Genomic DNA, 18,381 nt, shown 5'->3' on the forward strand with positions numbered 1-18,381 from the left:
GTGCGGCGCCTCCAAGCCATCCGTCCCGGCGAGGTCGGGAGGCCGCTCCCGCGTTGCACACGGGATCGCCGAACGGTCTTGCCTAGACTCGTCGCGTGACCACCAGCCAGCTCGACCCCCTCCTCGGCCGTCTCGTCGACGGCCGGTACGAGGTGCGCTCGAGGATCGCGCGCGGAGGCATGGCGACGGTCTACCTCGCCACCGACCAGCGCCTCGAGCGCCGCGTGGCCATCAAGGTGATGCACGGGCACCTGTCGGACGACGCCACCTTCAAGAACCGCTTCGTCCAGGAGGCGCGATCCGCCGCCCGACTGGCGCACCCGAACGTCGTGAGCGTCTTCGACCAGGGCCAGGACTCGGACATGGCGTACCTCGTCATGGAGTACCTGCCTGGAATCACCCTGCGCGACCTCCTGAAGGAGCGCGGCAGGCTGACGGCCCAGCAGGTCGTCGACATCATGCACTCGGTCCTGTCCGGCCTCGCCGCGGCTCACCGCGCGGGGATCCTGCACCGCGACCTCAAGCCCGAGAACGTGCTGCTCGCCGACGACGGTCGCATCAAGATCGGCGACTTCGGCCTCGCCCGGGCCGCCTCCGCCAACACCGCGTCGGGGCAGGCGCTGCTGGGGACGATCGCGTACCTCTCCCCCGAGCTCGTCACCCGCGGCACCGCCGACACCCGCAGCGACATCTACGCCATCGGCATCATGATCTACGAGATGCTCACCGGTGAGCAGCCCTTCACGGGTGAGCAGCCGATGCAGATCGCCTACCAGCACGCCAACGACTCCGTCCCGTATCCCAGCGCCAAGGTTCCCTCCGTGCCGAGCTCGCTCGACGAGCTCGTGCTGTGGGCGACGGAGCGCGACCCGGACATGCGGCCTCGCGACGCCGGAGTGATGCTCGCGCAGCTGCTCGAGGCCGAGCGCCTCATGGGCATCACGCCGACCGACCGGCGCGTCGCGGACACGCAGGCCGTCACTCCGCTCCCCGAGACGACTCCGGCGACGGCCGCTCCGTTCGACCCTGCGACCCCCGGGCAGACCGCCGTCTTCGACGGCGCGGCCGGCGAGGAGCAGCTGGACGACGACGACGAGACCGCCGTGGCGCGCCTCGCCTCCAAACGGAGGGTCCGTCGCCGCCGCGGCCTCGTGCTGCTCGTCGCCGTGATCCTGCTTGCTTTGATCGGCGGGGGAACGGCGTACTGGTTCGGCGAGGGACCGGGCGCGCTGCGCACCATCCCGAGCGTCGTCGGGCTCCCGCAGGAGGAGGCCGCAGCACTGATCGAGTCGAGCGGGCTGCGCGCCGAGCAGCAGCAGGCGTCCGACCTCACGGTCCCGGCCGGCACGGTGATGAGCTCCGATCCGGCGCCGGACGAGGCGATCCACAAGGACTCGGTCGTGACGCTCGTCGTCTCGAGCGGTCCCCGGCAGCTCGAGGTCCCCGCCCTCGCCGGCCTGACCGAGGAGGAGGCGACGGCCGCGATCACCGGCGCGCCCTTCGTCGTCGGCGAGACCACCCGCGTCTTCGACTCGGACGTCGACGCCGGACGGGTGATCTCGGCTTCGCTCCCCGACGGCGCGGAACTCCCCGCCACCCTGTCCGAGCAGTCGACGATCGCGATGACCGTCAGCCTGGGCGCGATCCCGAACGTGGTGGGCCTGAGCGTCGACGAGGCCACCGCCGCCGCGAAGGCGGCCGGACTCGCACTCGACCGCAGCGGTGACGACTGGAGCGACACCGTCCCCGCCGGGGTCGTGCTGATCCAGGCGAACCCCGAGTCGCCGGCGACCACGGGCGGGACGATCTCGGTCGTCGTCTCGAAGGGGCCGGAGCCGGTCGCCGTGCCGAACGTCGTGGGCATGACCCGCGACGAGGCGAAAGCCGCCCTCGACGCCGTCGACCTGACGTGGAGCTACTCCCTCTCGACCCTCGGCGCGCTCATCGACGCCGCACCGAACGAGATCACCAAGGTGACGGCGCAGTCCGACCCCGCAGGCGAGCCCGTGCAGCGCGGCACCTCGGTCCAGCTGTCGATCACCATCACGACGTAGCTGTCAGCGATGGCGTCCTCGCCGCCGTCGCCGCGGTCGGCTTCGCGGGATGGCCGTGTTCCATGGAGCGGGTCGCGACCGGCTAGGGCGAATCGCTGACACGCGATTCACCCGTTCGCCGTACGTATCGCGATGGCGTCCTCGCCGCCATCGCCGCGGTCGGCAGCTCGGGATGGTCACGTTCCACAGAGCGGGTCGCGAACGGCTAGCGCGAATCGCTGGAACGCGATTCACGCGTTCGCCTCGAAGGGCGCGGCGATCCGGGTGGCTCGGGCCTCAGCGGGGCCGGGGCGGGCGTGGGCGGCGGACCGTCTTCTGCTGATCGAGTAGCCCTCGGAGAGGGCGTATCGAGATCGGAGAGCTCCGGAGGGGGAAGGGTCTCGATACGCCACTGCGCGGCTACTCGACCAACGGAAGCCAACGAGACACGCCGCGAGGGCCGGCCGTGGTGCGGAGCCGACCGCGCGGGAGGGGCGCCGGGGCGCCCCTCCCGCGGGTCAGCGCTGCCGGAGCTCCTCGGCGACCAGGAAGGCGAGCTCCAGGGACTGCATGTGGTTGAGGCGGGGGTCGCAGACCGACTCGTAGCGGGTCGCGAGGGTGGCCTCGTCGATCTGCTCGGAGCCGCCGAGGCACTCGGTGACGTCGTCGCCGGTGAGCTCGACGTGGATGCCGCCCGGGTGCGTCCCCGCGGCGCGGTGCGCCTCGAAGAAGCCCTTGACCTCGTCGACGACGTCGTCGAAACGACGGGTCTTGTAGCCGGTGGGCGTGGTGAGCCCGTTGCCGTGCATCGGGTCGGTGACCCAGAGGGGCAGCGCGTCGCTCGACTTGACCGCCTCGAGCAGCGGCGGCAGAGCGTCGCGGATCTTCCCGGCACCCATGCGGGTGATGAAGGTGAGACGGCCCGGCTCGCGATCCGGGTCGAGCTTGTCGATGAGCTCGAGCATCGTCTCGGGGCTCGTCGACGGACCGAGCTTCACGCCGATCGGGTTGCGCACGCGCGACAGGAAGTCGACGTGCGCTCCGTCGAGCTCGCGGGTGCGCTCGCCGATCCAGATGAAGTGGCTCGACGTGTTGTACGGGGTGCCGGTGCGCGAGTCGATGCGCGTCATCGGGCGCTCGTAGTCCATCAGCAGGCCCTCGTGACCCGTGTAGAACTCGGTGCGCTTCATGCCCTCGAAGTCGGCGCCGCACGCCACCATGAACTTGACTGCGCGGTCGATCTCGCGGGCGAGCTGCTCGTAGCGCTGGTTCTGCGGGTTCTCGGTGAAGCCCTTGTTCCAGTAGTGCACGAGGCGCAGGTCGGCGAACCCGCCCTGCGTGAAGGCGCGGATGAGGTTCAGCGTCGACGCGGCCGTGTGGTACCCCTGCACGATCCGACGGGGGTCGGCGGTGCGCGACTCCGGAGTGAAGTCGTAGCCGTTCACGATGTCGCCGCGGTAGGCCGGCAGGGTGACGTCGCCGCGGGTCTCGAGATCGCTCGAGCGCGGCTTGGCGAACTGGCCGGCCATCCGACCCATCTTGATGACGGGCATGCTCGCGCCGTAGGTGAGGACGACGGCCATCTGCAGGACCGTCTTGACGCGGTTGCGGATCTGGTCGGCGGTCGCTCCCGCGAAGGTCTCGGCGCAGTCGCCGCCCTGAAGCAGGAAGGCCTCACCGCGCGCGGCGGCGCCGAGGCGCTCGCGCAGCTGGTCGACCTCGCCGGCGAAGACGAGGGGCGGCAGCGCCGCGATCTCAGCCGAGGCGGCGCTGACCGCGTCCGCGTCCGGCCACTGCGGCTGCTGCTTGATCTCGAGCTCGCGCCAATAGTCCAGGCCGGCGACCACGGAGGGGGCGGCGAGGACGTACGGTTCGTTCGGATCGATGACCACGGGGGTTCCTGGTTCTGACGGGCGCCGAGCGGCGCGCGAGCGGGTGCCGCCCGGACGGACGGCAGCGGTTGACGAGCATATCGCCTCGCGGGAGGCCTCCGGAGAGGCGGCGTCCCGCGCACAGCGGGCGGTCAGCGGACGAGCGCGGCGCGCTTCTCCTTGACCGAGGTCGCGTACACGTCGAGGTACTCCTGGCCGCTGAGGGCGAGGAGCTCGTACATGATCTCGTCGGTGATGGAGCGCAGGATGAAGCGATCGCCCTCCATGCCCTCGAAGCGGCTGAAGTCGAGCGGCTCGCCGAAGACGATGCCGATCCGGCCGAGCTTGGGCAGGCGGCTGCCGATCGGCATGATGCGCGCGGTGTCGACCATCGCCACGGGGATGACGGGCACGCGCGCCTCGAGGACCATGCGCGCGACGCCGGTGCGTCCGCGGTACATCCGGCCGTCAGGGCTGCGCGTGCCCTCGGGATAGATGCCGAGGGCTTCGCCGCGCGCCAGGACCCGCAGACCCGTGTTGAGCGAGGCCTCGGAGGCCTTGCCGCCCGAGCGGTCGATGGGGAGCATGCCGGTGGCGGTGAAGAACATCTTCGTCGCCCAGCCCTTGAGGCCCTTGCCGGTGAAGTAGTCGCTCTTGGCCAGGAACACCATGTTGCGGTCGATCACCAGTGGGAGGAACACCGAGTCGATGAAGGACAGGTGGTTGCTGGCGAGGATCACTCCGCCCGTCTTCGGCACGCGATCGGCGTTCACCACCCAGGGCCGGAAGATCGTCTTCAGCAGCGGTCCCGCGACGATGTGCTTCATGAACCAGTAGAACATCGTGCGGCTCCTCAGCGTGGGCGGGTCGACGGGGGAAGGGGTGGGGGCGGGATCAGAGCGACTCGGCGTGGAGCCGGGCGAGGTCGGCCGCGCCGACGACTCCGGCGTCGTTCACGAGCTCCGCGATGCGGAACTCCGGCTCGGGGTGGTAGCCCCGCGCGGGGAGGTTGTCGAGGTAGGCCTGGCGGATCGGATCCAGCAGCAGGTCGCCGGCCTGGGCCACTCCCCCGCCGATCACGAAGAGCTGCGGATCGAGGACCGCCGACAGGCTCGCCGCCGCCTCGCCCAGCCAGTGGCCGAGCTGGCGCAGTGCGGCGAGGGCGCCGAGATCGCCCGAGACGATGAGGTCCGAGATGATGCGGCCGTTCAGCTCGCCGCCGTTGCGGGCGCGGGCGTCGGCGATGCCCTGGCCGATCCCGCCGGCGTCGGCCAGCTCACCGGCGAAGCGCTGCAGTGCGCGTCCGGAGCCGTACTGCTCGATGCAGCCGCGCGCACCGCAGCCACAGGGCAGGCCGCCGGGGACGACGCGCATGTGCCCGACCTCGGCCGCGGCGCCGAAGCCGCCGCGCAGGAGGCGGTCGTTGATGACGATCGCGCCACCGACCCCGGTGCCGATCGTCAGCATGACCATGTCGCTGACGAGGCGCCCGGAGCCGTAGCGGAACTCGGCCCAGCCGGCCGCGTTGGCGTCGTTCTCGATGATGATCGGGAGGTCGATGCGGGCCGAGAGCTTCTCGCGGAAGGGCTCGTTGCGCCAGTTGATGTTCGGGGCGTAGTAGACGATCGACTGCGACGCGTCGATGAACCCGGCCGCCGCCACTCCGACCGCGGCGACGTCACCGGCGGGGAGTCCGTCGCGCAGGCGCTCGACCATCTCGACGACGACGTCGACGATCAGCTCGGGATGCCCGGCGGGCGTCGGCTGACGGTCCTCGCGGAGGATGGCGCCGAACTCGTCGACCAGCGCTCCCGCGATCTTCGTGCCGCCGATGTCGATCCCGATCGCGTGCACGCGAACCGCCTTCCCTCCGCCGTCGGCGCGAGGCGCCGGTGGAGCCGCCTGCTCCGGCGACCAGATCGAGTGTAGTGACCGCGGGCATCACCGGGGCGGCGGGAGGCCTGCCCGGAGAGTCGCGCGGGAGGGACGGCCCCGATCGTTACCCTGAACGGATCCACAGCTTCGATCCCGCCGATAGAGTGGGCTCGACGTTCGTCAGGTACCGAAGGAGTTGCCGTGGAACAGTTCGATTCGCCCGCCGTGGTGGCCGCCGATCCGCAGGCCAACACTGCGGACCTGCTGCTGGACCGGGTCCGCGAGACACCCGATCGCGTGCTCTTCGGCGTGCCGGAGGGCGGAGGCTGGCGGGACGTCACCGCGCAGGAGTTCCTCGACGAGGTCACGGCACTCGCGAAGGGCCTCGTGGCGTCGGGCATCGAGCCCGGCGAGAAGATCGGGCTGATCTGCAAGACCCGCTACGAGTGGACGCTCATCGACTTCGCCGTGTGGTTTGCCGGCGCGATCCTCGTGCCGATCTACGAGACCTCCTCCCCAGCCCAGGTGCAGTGGAACCTCACCGACTCGGGGGCGCACGCGGTCATCGTCGAGACGGCCGACCACTTCGCGCGACTCGACGAGATCCGCGCCGACGTCCCGGACGTCCGGATCGCCTGGCAGATCGGCCTCGGCGACCTCGACAAGCTCGCAGCGCGGGGGTCGACGTGCCCGACGCCGAGATCGAGCGCCGCCGCTCGCTGGCCACCGGCTCGGACATCGCGACGATCATCTACACCTCCGGATCGACGGGCCGCCCCAAGGGCTGCATCATCCGCCACTCGAACTTCGTCGAGCTCAGCCGCAACTCCGCGGTGGCGCTGACCGAGCTGATCCACCAGCCGGGCGCCTCGACGCTGCTCTTCATCACGACCGCGCACGTCTTCGCGCGCTTCATCTCGGTGCTCTGCGTGCACGGCGGCGTGAAGGTAGGCCACCAGGCCGACACCAAGCAGCTGCTGCCCTCGCTCGCCTCGTTCAAGCCGACGTTCCTGCTCGCCGTGCCCCGCGTCTTCGAGAAGGTGTACAACTCTGCCGAGCAGAAGGCGGAGGCAGGAGGCAAGGGGAAGATCTTCCGCCGTGCGGCCGATGTCGCGGTGGCCCACTCCGTCGCCGTCGAGGCCGGGTCCGTGCCGCTCGCCCTCAAGCTGCAGTACCTCCTCTTCGACCGGCTCGTGTACTCCAAGCTCCGCGCGGCGATGGGCGGGAACGTGCGATTCGCCGTCTCCGGATCCGCACCCCTCGGCGACCGGCTCGGTCACTTCTTCCACAGCCTCGGGATCAAGATCCTCGAGGGCTACGGCCTCACCGAGACCACCGCTCCCGCGAGCGTGAACCGCACCGAGCTCTTCAAGATCGGGACCGTCGGACCGGCGATGCCCGGCGCCTCCATCCGGATCGCCGCCGACGGCGAGATCCAGGTCAGGGGCATCTGCGTTTTCGGCGGGTACTGGAACAACGAGACGGCGACCGCGGAGGCGTTCGACGGCGAGTGGTTCCGGACCGGCGACCTCGGCTCGCTCGACGAGGACGGCTACCTGCGCGTCACCGGGCGCAAGAAGGAGATCATCGTCACGGCGGGCGGCAAGAACGTCGCGCCGGCTGCGCTGGAGGATCCGATCCGCGCGAATCCGCTCGTCGGTCAGGTGGTCGTCGTGGGCGACCAGCGCCCGTTCATCGCGGCCCTCGTGACGCTCGACAGCGAGATGCTGCCGACCTGGCTCGGCAACAACGGTCAGGACCCGAAGCTGACGCTCGACGCGGCGGCGGTCAATCCGACGGTCCTCGCCGAGATCCAGAGGGCCGTCGACCACGCGAACACCGCGGTCTCGCGGGCGGAGTCCATCCGCAAGTTCGTGATCCTGCCGACCGAGTTCACCGAGGCCAGCGGCCACCTGACGCCCAAGATGAGCATCAAGCGCGCGGTGATCCTCTCGGACTACGCGACCACCGTCTCGGCGCTGTACTCCGCCGCGCCGGCCACCGAGGGCATCTCGCTCCGCTGAGGCCGCCGGCCCGCCCGCGGTCGCGGTAGTCTCGCGCGAGCGTCCGCGATTCGCAGAGCGGGTCGCGACCGCCGACGGGAAGACGCTGCATCGCGCCTCGCCGGAGACGGCGGCGCCTCCGGAGAGCCCGTCACGTTCGGTCCACACCCGTCCTGGACACAGGGATCTCGATACGCCCGCTGCCCGGGCTACTCGATCAGCAGGCAGGACCCCCTCGACGAAGCGCCCCCCTCTCCTCCACAGTCCGCCGGACGCGCGAAATCACGTCCGCGCCCCGAGCACCAACGGAGTCGGAGAGGGACCGGCTCCCCGAAAATGCAGCCGTATCCGGGAAAGCGCGTCCGAGCGCTTTCCCGTCGGCGTCCGCGACCCGCTCTGCAGAACGCGACCACCTCACCGAGCCGACCGCGAGGAGGCGGGCAGGGACCGGCTCCCCAACGGCACAGCCGTATCCGGGAAAGCGCGTTCGAGCGCTTTCCCGTCGGCGGACGCAACACGCTCTGCGAACCGCGACCACCTCGAAGAGCCGACCGCGGGGAGCCGGGCAGGGACCGGCTCCCCGAAGGTGCAGCCGTATCCGGGAAAGCGCGTCTCAGCGCTTTCCCGTCGGCGGACGCAACACGCTCTGCAGAACGCGACCACCTCACCGAGCCGACTGCGCGACGCCCGGCAGGGACGGGCGTCCGATCAACTCAGAACCAGGGGGATTCCCGCACGTCCTTCATGGCGGCGCGGCGGTCCTCCTTGGACAGGCGGTCGAGGTAGAGGCGGCCGTCGAGGTGGTCGCACTCGTGCTGGAGAGCCTGGGCCATCAGGCCGTCCCCCTCCAGGATCACCTCGTTGCCGTCGAGGTCGGTGCCGCGGACCTTGGCGTGGGGGTAGCGGATCGCCGGGTACCAGAGGTTCGGGACCGAGAGGCAGCCCTCGTCGACGGGCTGCGGGTCGCCGCTGAGCTCGATGATCTCGGGGTTGAGGACGTAGCCGATGACGCCGTCGACGTTGTAGCTGAAGGCGCGGAAGTTGACGCCGATCTGCGGTGCTGCGACGCCGGCTCGGCCGGCAGGGCGGACGCTGTCCACGAGGTCCTCGACGAGTCCGCGGATCCCGTCATCGATCGCGTCGATGGGGGCCGACGGGGTCTTCAGGACGGGATCTCCGAAGATGCGGATCTGGCGTTCGGTCATGTGGTGCGCTCCCTCAGGGCCTCCTCCGCTTTCAGGAGGGCGTTCTCGACGACTTCGCTCGCCGCCGGGTGCGGCCAGTACTGGCTGCGGGCGAGTCCGTGGACACCGCGTCCGACGCTGGCGGCCTGGACGAGCGGCTGAATGAGGATACTCGCCTGCGGACCCATGAGGTGGGCGCCGAGCAGGGCGCCGTCGAGACCGACGACCAGGACGCAGACGCTCGACTCGTCTTCGAGCGCCCAGCCGTAGGCCGTCGTGCGGTACTCCTGGCTCACGGAGATCGCGGCGAGGCCGGCCTCCTCGGCGTCCGCCAGGGTGAGACCGAAGTGCGCGATCTGCGGATGCGCGAAGATCGCGCCGGGCACGGGCGACAGCGTGTTGCGCATCGGCTCGTCCGGGTGGAGGAGGTTGTGGGCGACGATCCGCGCCTCGTGGTTGGCGACGTGCTTGAGCTGCCACTCGGACGAGACGTCGCCGAGCGCGTAGAGGCCCGGGACGGGAGCGCCGCCCGAGAGCACGCGCTGCTCCGGGTCGACCGCGATGCGGCCGTCGGCATGCAGATCGATGCCGACGGCCGCCGCGGCGAGGGTGTCGCTGTTGGGGTCGCGGCCGAGGGCGACCAGCAGGACGTCCGTCTCGACGCGGGTTCCGTCGCTGAACGTGACGACGAGTCCGTCGTCGCCGGCGTCCACCTGCTCGGCGGTCACCTCCGTGCGCACGTCCCAGCGCTCGCGGGCGAGGTCGGTGAAGCGGCGCGCGATGTCCTCGTCCAGCGAGCGGAGCAGGCGGTCGCTGCGGACCGCCAAGGTCACGGCGGTGCCGAAGGCGGAGAACACGTGCGCGAACTCGACCGCGACGGCCCCTCCGCCCAGGATCACCAGGCGCTCGGGGAGGTCGTCGAGCCGCATGATCGACGACGAGTCGTGGATCCGCGGGTCGGGCGAGTAGGCGGCGAGCAGGGGCCGTGGGCGGGATCCTGCGGCGACGACCACGCGGGGAGCGCTGATCCGGGTGCCGCTCGCGCTCACGAGCACGTGCGGACGGGCACCGTCGCCCAGGGACTCGAAGCCGAAGCTCTCGCGCAGCACCGTCACGTTCGGCGATCGCTCGTCGCGGTACTCCAGGCCCGCCCGGCTGATCGTGTCGGTGCGGCCGAAGACCCGGTCGCGCACAGCCGCCCACTCGGGCCGCGCGAGCGACCCGCGCACGCCGAGGGGCCCGCCCTCGTCGACGTCGGTGACGACGTCGGCCACGTGCACGAACATCTTGGTCGGGATGCAACCGGCGTTCAGGCAGGTGCCGCCGAACCACTCGCCGTCGTCGAGGAGAGCGACGCGGGCGTCGTCGTACTCGGGACCGGCGATCGAGTTGCCCGAGCCGGCACCGATGACGATGAGGTCGAACTCCTCCGCCGCAGCGAGCTCTTCCGACGACTGCTCCACGGCCGCGTCAGGCACGCCGGACCGGCATGCCCTCGACGACGAGCGCGGCCAGCAGGCGGGCCGCCTCCTTCGTCCCCGGACGCAGCTGCTCCCACTTCACGACGGAGCCGGCGGCGAGCACCGGGTCGTAGGGGATGCGGACGATGTCGCGCACCCGCGAGCGGAAGTGCGACTCGATCTCCTCGAGCTTGACCAGGCTCGTGCCCTGGGTCGCGGTGTTGAGGGCGACGACGGCGTTCTTGACGAGATCGCCGTATCCGTTCGCGTCGAGCCAGGTCAGCGTCTCGGACGCGAGGCGGGCCTCGTCGACGCTGCCGCCCGAGACGATCACGACGGTGTCGGCCCGCTGGAGGGTCGCGCGCATGACCGAGTGCACGATGCCCGTGCCGCAGTCGGTGAGCATGATCGAGTAGAAGCGCTCGACGAGATCGGCGACCACGTTGTAGTCGTCCTCGTCGAAGGCCTCGGAGAGCATCGGGTCGGTGTCGGAGGCGAGGACGTCCAGCCGGGTCTCGTCGCGGGAGACCATCGTCGAGAAGTCGGTGAATCCCGAGACGCCCGACGCGCTGTTCACGACGTCGCGGACGGTCGAGCGCGTCTGCTTCGGCACGCGCTCCGCGAGGGTCCCGCGATCGGGGTTCGCGTCGACGGCGATGATGCGGTCCTCCCGGGAGTCCGCCAGGGCCATGCCGAGCAGGGTCGTCACCGTCGTCTTGCCGACGCCGCCCTTGCGGGTCATGACGGGCACGAAGCGCGTCCCGCCCTCGAACTGGCGTCCGATCCGCTCGTCCATGGCCTTCCACGCCTGCACCTTGCCGGAGTCGCCCAGATTCACGGCGTGGAAGGTGACGTTGTAGACGAAGCGGTTCCAGCCGCCGACGGGTGCCGGGCGGGTGCGCCGGTTGACCTCGAGGAGGCGGTCCGGCGTGAGCATGGAGGACGACTCGGGCGTCGAGGCGGTGCCGGTCGACGTCGCCGTCTCGGCGCGCAGGCGGTCGCGGCGCGTGGCCGCCCGGCTCTGCTCGTTCGCGAGCGCCTCGGCGGCGGGAGCCGCCGCCGGCGCCTCGCCGCGGCCGCGAGGGCGCTCGCCGCCGTCTCCGGGCAGCACCGACACCTCGTCGCGCGCGGCGTAGCCTGCGGAGACCGGTCGAACCGCTCCACCCGGGTCGGCCGGAGCGGGCTCCGGCGGGAGGATCCCGGCGGAGCGGGAAGCGGGCGCGGAGGGGATGCCCAAGGTCCCCACGTCGACGGAGTCGTCGTCGACGGGCGCCGGAGCGGTCGAGCGGCGCAGCGGAGGGGCGGGCGGATCCAGCCGCACACCGTCCGGGATCCGCGTGGGCGCGGTGTCGCTGGCGCGCGGCACGTACTGCGCCGAGTCCCTCGCCGCGTCGAGCGCGGTGCGGGGAACGGGACCGGTGCCGGTGTCGGGCTGTTCGTCGTTGCGCTCATCCATGCGAACGAGCCTCCTTCCGCTTGCGGTCAGTGTACCGGCGCCCCCTTCCGGGGCGCCGGGCCTTGGAGTGCCCGGGCCCCGGCTGCTAGGAGGGGTCCATGACGACGAGCAGATCGCCCGCGTCGACCTGCTGCGTCGCCGGCACGGCGAGCCTGCGGACGGTGCCCGCGACGGGCGTCGTGATGGCCGCCTCCATCTTCATCGCCTCGATCGTGGCGACGGCGGCGCCGGCTGCGATGCGATCGCCGACCGCGACCTTGAGCGTGACGACACCCGCGAAGGGAGCGGCGACCTGGCCGGGATCGGAGCGATCGGCCCTCTCGGCGCTCGTGGTCTCGACCGTGATCGTCCTGTCGCGCACGAACACGGGACGGAGCTGCCCGTTGAGCGTCGTCATCACGGTCCGCATCCCCTGGTCGTCCGCGTCGCCGACGGCCTCGAGGCCGACGTAGAGCCGGACGCCGCGCGACATCTCGACCACGTGCTCCTCCCCCTGGCGCAAGCCGTAGAGGTAGTCGGCCGTGTCGAGCGCCGACACGTCGCCGTACGCTTCGCGCACGCCGAGGAACTGCTCCGACGGACCGGGGAACAGCAGACGGTTCAGCGTCGCGCGCCTCGCTGCCGCGTCATCGCCGCCGAGCACCGCGCGGTCCTGCTCGGACACGTCGGCCACTGCGATCCGGACGTCGCGCCCCTCGAGCACCCGCGAGCGGAAGGGTTCGGGCCAGCCGCCGGGGAGCTCGCCGAGCTCTCCGGCCATGAATCCCACGACGGAGTCGGGGATGTCGTAGTTCTGCGGGTTCTCGGCGAAGTCGGCAGGATCGGCGTCGACCGCGGCCAGGTGCAGGGCGAGGTCGCCGACCACCTTGGACGACGGGGTCACCTTCGGCACGCGGCCCAGGATCCCGTTCGCTGCGGCGTAGAGGTCCTCGACGACCTCGAACCGGTCGGCGAGTCCGAGCGCGATGGCCTGCTGACGCAGGTTCGAGAGCTGACCGCCCGGGATCTCGTGGCGGTAGACGCGGCCGGTGGGGCCCGGCAGGCCCGACTCGAACGGGCGGTAGAGCCGACGGACGGCCTCCCAGTACGGCTCGAGGTCCGAGACGGCGCCGAGATCGAGCCCGGTGTCGCGAGGAGTGTGCGCGAGCGCGGCGACGAGCGCCGACAGGGACGGCTGACTGGTGGTGCCCGCCATCGGAGCCGAGGCGGCGTCGACCGCATCGGCCCCCGCCTCCGCCGCGGCGAGGAGCGTCGCGAGCTGGCCGCCCGGAGTGTCGTGCGTGTGCACGTGCACCGGGAGGTCGAACCTGGTGCGCAGCGCCTCGACGAGGCGCGCGGCGGCGTAGGGCCGCAGCAGACCCGCCATGTCCTTGATCGCGAGCACGTGCGCTCCCGCCTCGACGATCTGCTCGGCCAGGCGGAGGTAGTAGTCGAGCGTGTAGAGGTTCTCGGCCGGGTCGAGCAGGTCGCCCGTGTAGCAGACGGCGACCTCGGCGAGGGTGGTGCCGGTGGCGAGCACGGCGTCGATCGCGGGACGCATCTGCGAGACGTCGTTGAGGGCGTCGAAGATGCGGAAGACATCGATGCCCGACGCCGCGGCCTCCTGGACGAAGGCGTCGGTCACCTCGGTGGGGTAGGGCGTGTAGCCGACGGTGTTGCGCCCGCGCAGCAGCATCTGGATCGCGACGTTGGGCAGCGCGGAGCGCAGGGCGTCGAGCCGCTCCCACGGGTCCTCGCCGAGGAAGCGGAGCGCGACGTCGTAGGTCGCCCCGCCCCACGCTTCGACCGACAGCAGCTGCGGCGTCAGCCGGGCGACCGAGGGTGCCGCGGCGACGAGGTCGCGCGATCGCACCCGGGTGGCGAGCAGCGACTGGTGGGCGTCGCGGAAGGTCGTGTCGGTGACCGCGAGCGCCGTCTGGGCGCGCAGTGCGGCGGCGAACCCCCGCGGGCCGAGTTCGAGCAGGCGCTGACGCGACCCCGTCGGCGCGGGTGCGGAGAGATCGACGGCGGGCAGCTTGTCGACGGGCGGCAGTCCGGGCGGACGGGCGCCGTGCGGCTGGTTCACCGTGACCTCTGCGAGCCACGTCAGCAGCTTCGTGCCGCGGTCACGGGACTCCCGGCCGGCCAGCAGTCCCGGCCGCTCGTCGATGAAGGACGTGCTGAGGTCGCCGGCCGCGAAGGACGGATCCTCGAGCACAGCCTGCAGGAACGGGATGTTGGTCGAGACGCCGCGGATCCGGAACTCGGCCAGGGCGCGCTTGGCGCGTCCGACGGCCGCCTCGAAGTCCCGCCCGCGGCAAGTGAGCTTCGCGAGCATGGAGTCGAAGTGCGGGCTGATCTGCGCGCCCGGATTGATCGTGCCGCCGTCGAGCCGGATCCCGCCGCCGCCGGGCGAGCGGTAGGTCGTGATGCGGCCGGTGTCCGGCCGGAATCCGGCCGCCGGGTCCTCGGTCGTGATGCGGCACTGCAGCGCCGCGCCGTGCAGCCGCAGCTCGCCCTGGGTGAGGCCCAGCTCGGCGAGGGTCTGCCCGAACGCGATCCGCATCTGCGACGCGACGAGATCCACGTCGGTGACCTCCTCGGTCACGGTGTGCTCGACCTGGATGCGCGGGTTCATCTCGATGAAGACGTGCTCTCCCGCGCGCTCCCCCGCCGTGTCGAGGAGGAACTCGACCGTGCCCGCGTTGACGTACCCGATCGAGCGGGCGAAGGCGATGGCGTCCCGGTGCATGGCCTGCCGCGTCGCCTCGTCGAGGTTCGGCGCGGGCGCGATCTCGACGACCTTCTGGTGCCGTCGCTGCACCGAGCAGTCGCGCTCGAAGAGGTGGACGGTCTCGCCGGTCGCGTCGGCGAGGATCTGCACCTCGATGTGCCGGGGGCGGACCACCGCCTGCTCGAGGAACATCGTGGGGTCGCCGAACGCGCTGTCGGCTTCGCGCATGGCCGCTTCGAGGGCGGCGCGGAGGTCCTCCGGGGCGTCGACGCGACGCATGCCGCGGCCGCCCCCTCCGGCCACCGCCTTCGCGAAGATCGGGAACCCGATCCCCTCCGCTCCCGCGACGAGCTCGTCGAGATCGCGGGAGGCAGGAGTGGAGCGCAGCACCGGCACGCCGGCCGCGCTGGCGTGCTCCTTGGCCGTGACCTTGTTTCCCGCCATCTCGAGCACCCGTGCGGGTGGCCCGATGAAGGTGATGCCCGCCTCCGCCGCAGCACGCGCGAGCTCGGGGTTCTCGGAGAGGAAGCCGTAGCCGGGGTAGATCGCGTCGGCGCCGCACTCGCGTGCCACCCGGATGATCTCGGAGACGTCGAGGTACGCGCGGACCGGGTGCCCCTTCTCGCCGATCTGGTAGGCCTCGTCGGCCTTCAGCCGGTGCAGCGAGTTGCGATCCTCGTAGGGGAACACCGCCACCGTGCGCGCACCGAGCTCATACGCGGCGCGGAACGCCCGGATCGCGATCTCGCCGCGATTGGCCACAAGGATCTTCGAGAACACGGCAGTCCTTCGGGTCGGTCCTCCGCGGGCGACGAGGAGCCGGGGCCACGACGTCGGGACCCCTGCATCCGCCTCCCCGGCGGTGGGCGCGCAGGGAACGGTTAGGTTCTCCCACCCTAGTGAAAGTAAAGTAACCAGCCATGCATGTACTCAGCGTGAGCTCCCTCAAGGGCGGCGTCGGCAAGACCACGGTGACCCTCGGCCTCGCGTCCGCCGCGTTCTCCAAGGGTCTGCGAACGCTCGTGGTCGACCTCGACCCCCAGTCCGACGTCTCCACCGGGATGGACATCAACGTCGCCGGTCATCTGAACATCGCCGACGTGCTCACGTCGCCGAAGGAGAAGATCGTCCGCTCGGCCATCGCCCCCTCCGGATGGACGAAGGAGCACCACGGCACGATCGACGTGCTGATCGGCAGTCCCTCCGCGATCAACTTCGACGGACCGCACCCGAGCATCCGCGACATCTGGAAGCTGGAGGAGGCGCTCGCGAGCGTCGAGGCCGACTACGACCTCGTGCTCATTGACTGCGCTCCGTCGCTCAACGCGCTCACGCGCACGGCCTGGGCGGCGAGCGACCGCGTCGCCGTTGTCACCGAGCCCGGCCTCTTCTCGGTGGCCGCCGCCGACCGCGCTCTGCGCGCCATCGAGGAGATCCGGCGCGGCCTGAGCCCCCGGCTCCAGCCGCTCGGCATCATCGTCAACCGCGCCCGCGTGCAGTCGCTCGAGCACCAGTTCCGGATCAAGGAGCTGCGCGACATGTTCGGCCCGCTGGTCCTCAGCCCTCAGCTGCCCGAGCGCACGTCGCTCCAGCAGGCGCAGGGCGCGGCGAAGCCGGTGCACGTGTGGCCCGGCGAGAGCGCCCAGGAGATGGCGCACAACTTCGATCTGCTGCTGGACCGTGTCATCCGGACCGGCCGGATCGGCGAGCAGGTCCCGGCGGCGAAGTAGCGCCTCCCCCGTCTCGATCACGGCGTCGCAGCTCCGGCTGCGGCGCCGTCGTCGTCGGGCGGGGTGGTCGGCGCGGTGACAGTGGCTGCTGGCGGTGGTGGATCTCGATACGCCCGCGGCGCGGGCTACTCGATCAGCAGGGGCAGTCGGGTGCCTGCAGGTGACCGGTGCGGAGCGGTCAGCCGACCTTGCGGGATGCGCGGCGCTGGGCGAGCTCGTCCGTCGGATCGACGGACTGGTCGCCGAGGTCGACGAGGCTGGACTCGACCTCGCGGAGCACCTTGCCGACGGCGATGCCGAAGACGCCCTGTCCGCGGCTGAGGAGGTCGATGACCTCGTCATTGGAGGTGCAGAGGTAGACGCTCGCCCCGTCGCTCATCAGCGTGGTCTGAGCGAGGTCGTCGACCCCGGACTCGCGGAGCTGGTTGACGGCCGTGCGGATCTGCTGGAGCGAGATGCCGGTGTCGAGGAGTCGCTTCACGAGCTTGAGCACGAGGATGTCGCGGAAGCCGTAGAGGCGCTGCGTGCCAGAGCCGGAGGCCCCCCGAACCGTCGGCTCGACGAGCTCGGTGCGCGCCCAGTAGTCGAGCTGGCGGTAGGTGATGCCCGCGGCACGAGCCGCGACGGCACCGCGGTACCCCGCGTGCGCGTCGAGATCGGGCAGTCCGTCGGTGAACAGGACGAGGTCGCGCTGGCCGCTGACGTCGCGGCTGACTTCTCTCATCCCGTGGCCTTCCGGATCCGAAACGCCGGATCGTCCGAACGCGCTCCCTACGGTACTCACCCGGGGGTGCCGAGTAAACGACATCGGCTCCCGGGCCGCGGCGTGTCGTCGCGGCGGTCGGATCAGGAGCGCGAGATCCGCGTGAGGGCGCTGCGGACCATCGCCTGGCGGATGGTGCCTAGCTGCGCGGCGAGCCCCATCGCGTTCTCGGCGGCTCCCGCCGAACCGGAGGCGTCGCCCCGGCGCGCACTGGACGCGACGACGCTCTCGATGAGCGACATCTCGCGCTCCACGGCCACGCGCAGCGGACGGAGGTGGCGCGGCTCGATGCCCGAGCGGCCGAGCTCGACGAGGGCCTTGAGGGTCGTCGCGGCCTCCTCGCCGTAGAACTCGCCGCCGCGCACGAGGCCGGCGGCGATCGCCTCCTGGAGCAGGACGGTGCTCGCGCCGGCCTCCTGTGCGAGCTGATCGCGGGTGAGCCGCGTGGCAGGAGCGAGGAGCGAGGCGGGGCCGCCGCCCACTCCGCTCGGGAGCACAGGCTCGCGGCCCGCATCGACGTCGTCCAGGTAGCCCCGGATGACCTTGAGCGGGAGGTAGTGGTCGCGCTGGAGCGCCAGGATCATGCGCAGGCGCTCGACGTCGGCCGAGGAGAACTTGCGGTAGCCGGACTCGGTGCGGGCCGGCGAGACGAGTCCCTGCTCCTCGAGGAAGCGCAGCTTCGACGGGGTGACGTCCGGGAACTCCGTCGTCAGCCGGGACAGGACCTGCCCGATGCTCAGCAGAGCGGCCGGACCGGACGCGAGCGCCCGGGCGGTGGATCGCCCCACGGTCTACGCGTCCGGAGCGGCGACGAGGTCGGCGCGGGACGCGTAGAAGGTGAGTCGGAACTTGCCGACCTGCACCTCGGAGCCGTCGGTGAGGAGTGCGGATTCGATGCGCACGCCGTCGAAGTAGGTGCCGTTGAGCGAGCCGAGGTCGCGGACCTCGAAGCCGGTGCCTCGACGGACGAACTCCGCGTGGCGGCGCGAGACGGTGACGTCGTCGAGGAAGATGCCCGCGTCGGGGTGGCGGCCGACGGTGGTCGAATCGGTGTCGAGGAGGAAGCGCGCTCCGGTGTTGGGACCGCGGCGGACCACCAGCAGGGCGGATCCTGAGGGGAGCGCGCGCACCGCCTCGGCCTCCTCGCGGGAGGCGCGGTTGTCGAGCGCAGCGAGCTGCGCACCGATGTCGTCGGTGAACGTGAGCGTCGTGTCGGTCGAGGGCTCGACGGACTCGGACTTCAGCGGTTCGGTGGATGATGCTCCACGCACGGGCTCGGCCAAGACGTACCTC

The 18,381-nt window shown here is 71.3% G+C and carries 12 protein-coding genes and 1 pseudogene; 3 read left to right on the top strand and 10 right to left on the bottom strand.

The window, feature by feature from the left end; translation table 11 throughout:
* Positions 1-95: 95 nt before the first annotated feature.
* The gene (gene pknB, locus AC0CID_RS05060; RefSeq protein WP_465225972.1) at positions 96-2,054 is read left to right on the top strand and encodes a Stk1 family PASTA domain-containing Ser/Thr kinase; all 1,959 of its coding nucleotides are present in this window, start codon (positions 96-98) and stop codon (positions 2,052-2,054) included.
* Between the two features lie 497 nt (positions 2,055-2,551).
* Here pknB and AC0CID_RS05065 read toward each other — a convergent pair whose 3' ends face one another.
* The 3 genes from AC0CID_RS05065 to AC0CID_RS05075 all read right to left on the bottom strand — a co-directional run bounded on the left by AC0CID_RS05065 (position 2,552) and on the right by AC0CID_RS05075 (position 5,758).
* On the bottom strand, positions 2,552-3,880 hold the full coding sequence (locus tag AC0CID_RS05065; RefSeq protein ID WP_251946205.1) for a class II 3-deoxy-7-phosphoheptulonate synthase: 1,329 nt from the start codon (positions 3,878-3,880) through the stop codon (positions 2,552-2,554).
* Between the two features lie 176 nt (positions 3,881-4,056).
* The gene (locus AC0CID_RS05070) at positions 4,057-4,746 is read right to left on the bottom strand and encodes a lysophospholipid acyltransferase family protein (RefSeq protein WP_251946203.1); all 690 of its coding nucleotides are present in this window, start codon (positions 4,744-4,746) and stop codon (positions 4,057-4,059) included.
* A 52-nt stretch (positions 4,747-4,798) separates the two neighbouring features.
* On the bottom strand, positions 4,799-5,758 hold the full coding sequence (locus AC0CID_RS05075; protein ID WP_207408104.1) for an ROK family glucokinase: 960 nt from the start codon (positions 5,756-5,758) through the stop codon (positions 4,799-4,801).
* A 222-nt stretch (positions 5,759-5,980) separates the two neighbouring features.
* On the opposite strand from AC0CID_RS05075, the pseudogene AC0CID_RS05080 reads away from it, so the two are divergent.
* Positions 5,981-7,803: pseudogene (locus tag AC0CID_RS05080) on the top strand (AMP-dependent synthetase/ligase).
* Positions 7,804-8,495: 692 nt separating this feature from the next.
* Here the strand turns inward: AC0CID_RS05080 and def are convergent.
* The 4 genes from def to AC0CID_RS05100 form a co-directional block, all read right to left on the bottom strand.
* Entirely contained in the window at positions 8,496-8,987 is a 492-nt protein-coding gene (gene def / locus AC0CID_RS05085; RefSeq protein ID WP_465225973.1) for a peptide deformylase, read from the bottom strand.
* Entirely contained in the window at positions 8,984-10,444 is a 1,461-nt protein-coding gene (locus tag AC0CID_RS05090) for a mycothione reductase (protein ID WP_465225974.1), read from the bottom strand. The genes def and AC0CID_RS05090 overlap by 4 nt, the downstream gene beginning before the upstream one ends.
* On the bottom strand, positions 10,437-11,882 hold the full coding sequence (locus tag AC0CID_RS05095; protein ID WP_207406326.1) for a MinD/ParA family ATP-binding protein: 1,446 nt from the start codon (positions 11,880-11,882) through the stop codon (positions 10,437-10,439). The genes AC0CID_RS05090 and AC0CID_RS05095 overlap by 8 nt, the downstream gene beginning before the upstream one ends.
* Before the next feature lie 85 nt (positions 11,883-11,967).
* The gene (locus AC0CID_RS05100; RefSeq protein ID WP_465225975.1) at positions 11,968-15,375 is read right to left on the bottom strand and encodes a pyruvate carboxylase; all 3,408 of its coding nucleotides are present in this window, start codon (positions 15,373-15,375) and stop codon (positions 11,968-11,970) included.
* A 140-nt stretch (positions 15,376-15,515) separates the two neighbouring features.
* On the opposite strand from AC0CID_RS05100, the gene AC0CID_RS05105 reads away from it, so the two are divergent.
* The gene (locus tag AC0CID_RS05105) at positions 15,516-16,325 is read left to right on the top strand and encodes a ParA family protein (protein ID WP_097166986.1); all 810 of its coding nucleotides are present in this window, start codon (positions 15,516-15,518) and stop codon (positions 16,323-16,325) included.
* A 178-nt stretch (positions 16,326-16,503) separates the two neighbouring features.
* Here the strand turns inward: AC0CID_RS05105 and AC0CID_RS05110 are convergent, their stop codons facing one another.
* The 3 genes from AC0CID_RS05110 to AC0CID_RS05120 form a co-directional block, all read right to left on the bottom strand.
* Positions 16,504-17,049: a MerR family transcriptional regulator gene (locus AC0CID_RS05110; protein ID WP_465225976.1), complete on the bottom strand. Its 546-nt coding sequence runs from the start codon at positions 17,047-17,049 to the stop codon at positions 16,504-16,506.
* 122 nt (positions 17,050-17,171) lie between these two features.
* The gene (gene ftsR, locus AC0CID_RS05115) at positions 17,172-17,876 is read right to left on the bottom strand and encodes a transcriptional regulator FtsR (protein WP_465225977.1); all 705 of its coding nucleotides are present in this window, start codon (positions 17,874-17,876) and stop codon (positions 17,172-17,174) included.
* A 3-nt stretch (positions 17,877-17,879) separates the two neighbouring features.
* Positions 17,880-18,332: an FHA domain-containing protein gene (locus tag AC0CID_RS05120; RefSeq protein ID WP_242683311.1), complete on the bottom strand. Its 453-nt coding sequence runs from the start codon at positions 18,330-18,332 to the stop codon at positions 17,880-17,882.
* Positions 18,333-18,381 lie beyond the last annotated feature (49 nt).

Source organism: Rathayibacter sp. AC451, assembly GCF_979253095.1.

Excerpts from the sequence above, each read along its gene's own strand:
- AC0CID_RS05070 (WP_251946203.1), bottom strand. The coding sequence starts at position 4,746 with ATGTTCTACTGGTTCATGAAGCACATCGTCGCGGGACCGCTGCTGAAG.
- def (WP_465225973.1), bottom strand. The coding sequence starts at position 8,987 with ATGACCGAACGCCAGATCCGCATCTTCGGAGATCCCGTCCTGAAGACC.
- AC0CID_RS05095 (WP_207406326.1), bottom strand. The coding sequence starts at position 11,882 with ATGGATGAGCGCAACGACGAACAGCCCGACACCGGCACCGGTCCCGTT.
- AC0CID_RS05105 (WP_097166986.1), top strand. The coding sequence starts at position 15,516 with ATGCATGTACTCAGCGTGAGCTCCCTCAAGGGCGGCGTCGGCAAGACC.
- AC0CID_RS05110 (WP_465225976.1), bottom strand. The coding sequence starts at position 17,049 with ATGAGAGAAGTCAGCCGCGACGTCAGCGGCCAGCGCGACCTCGTCCTG.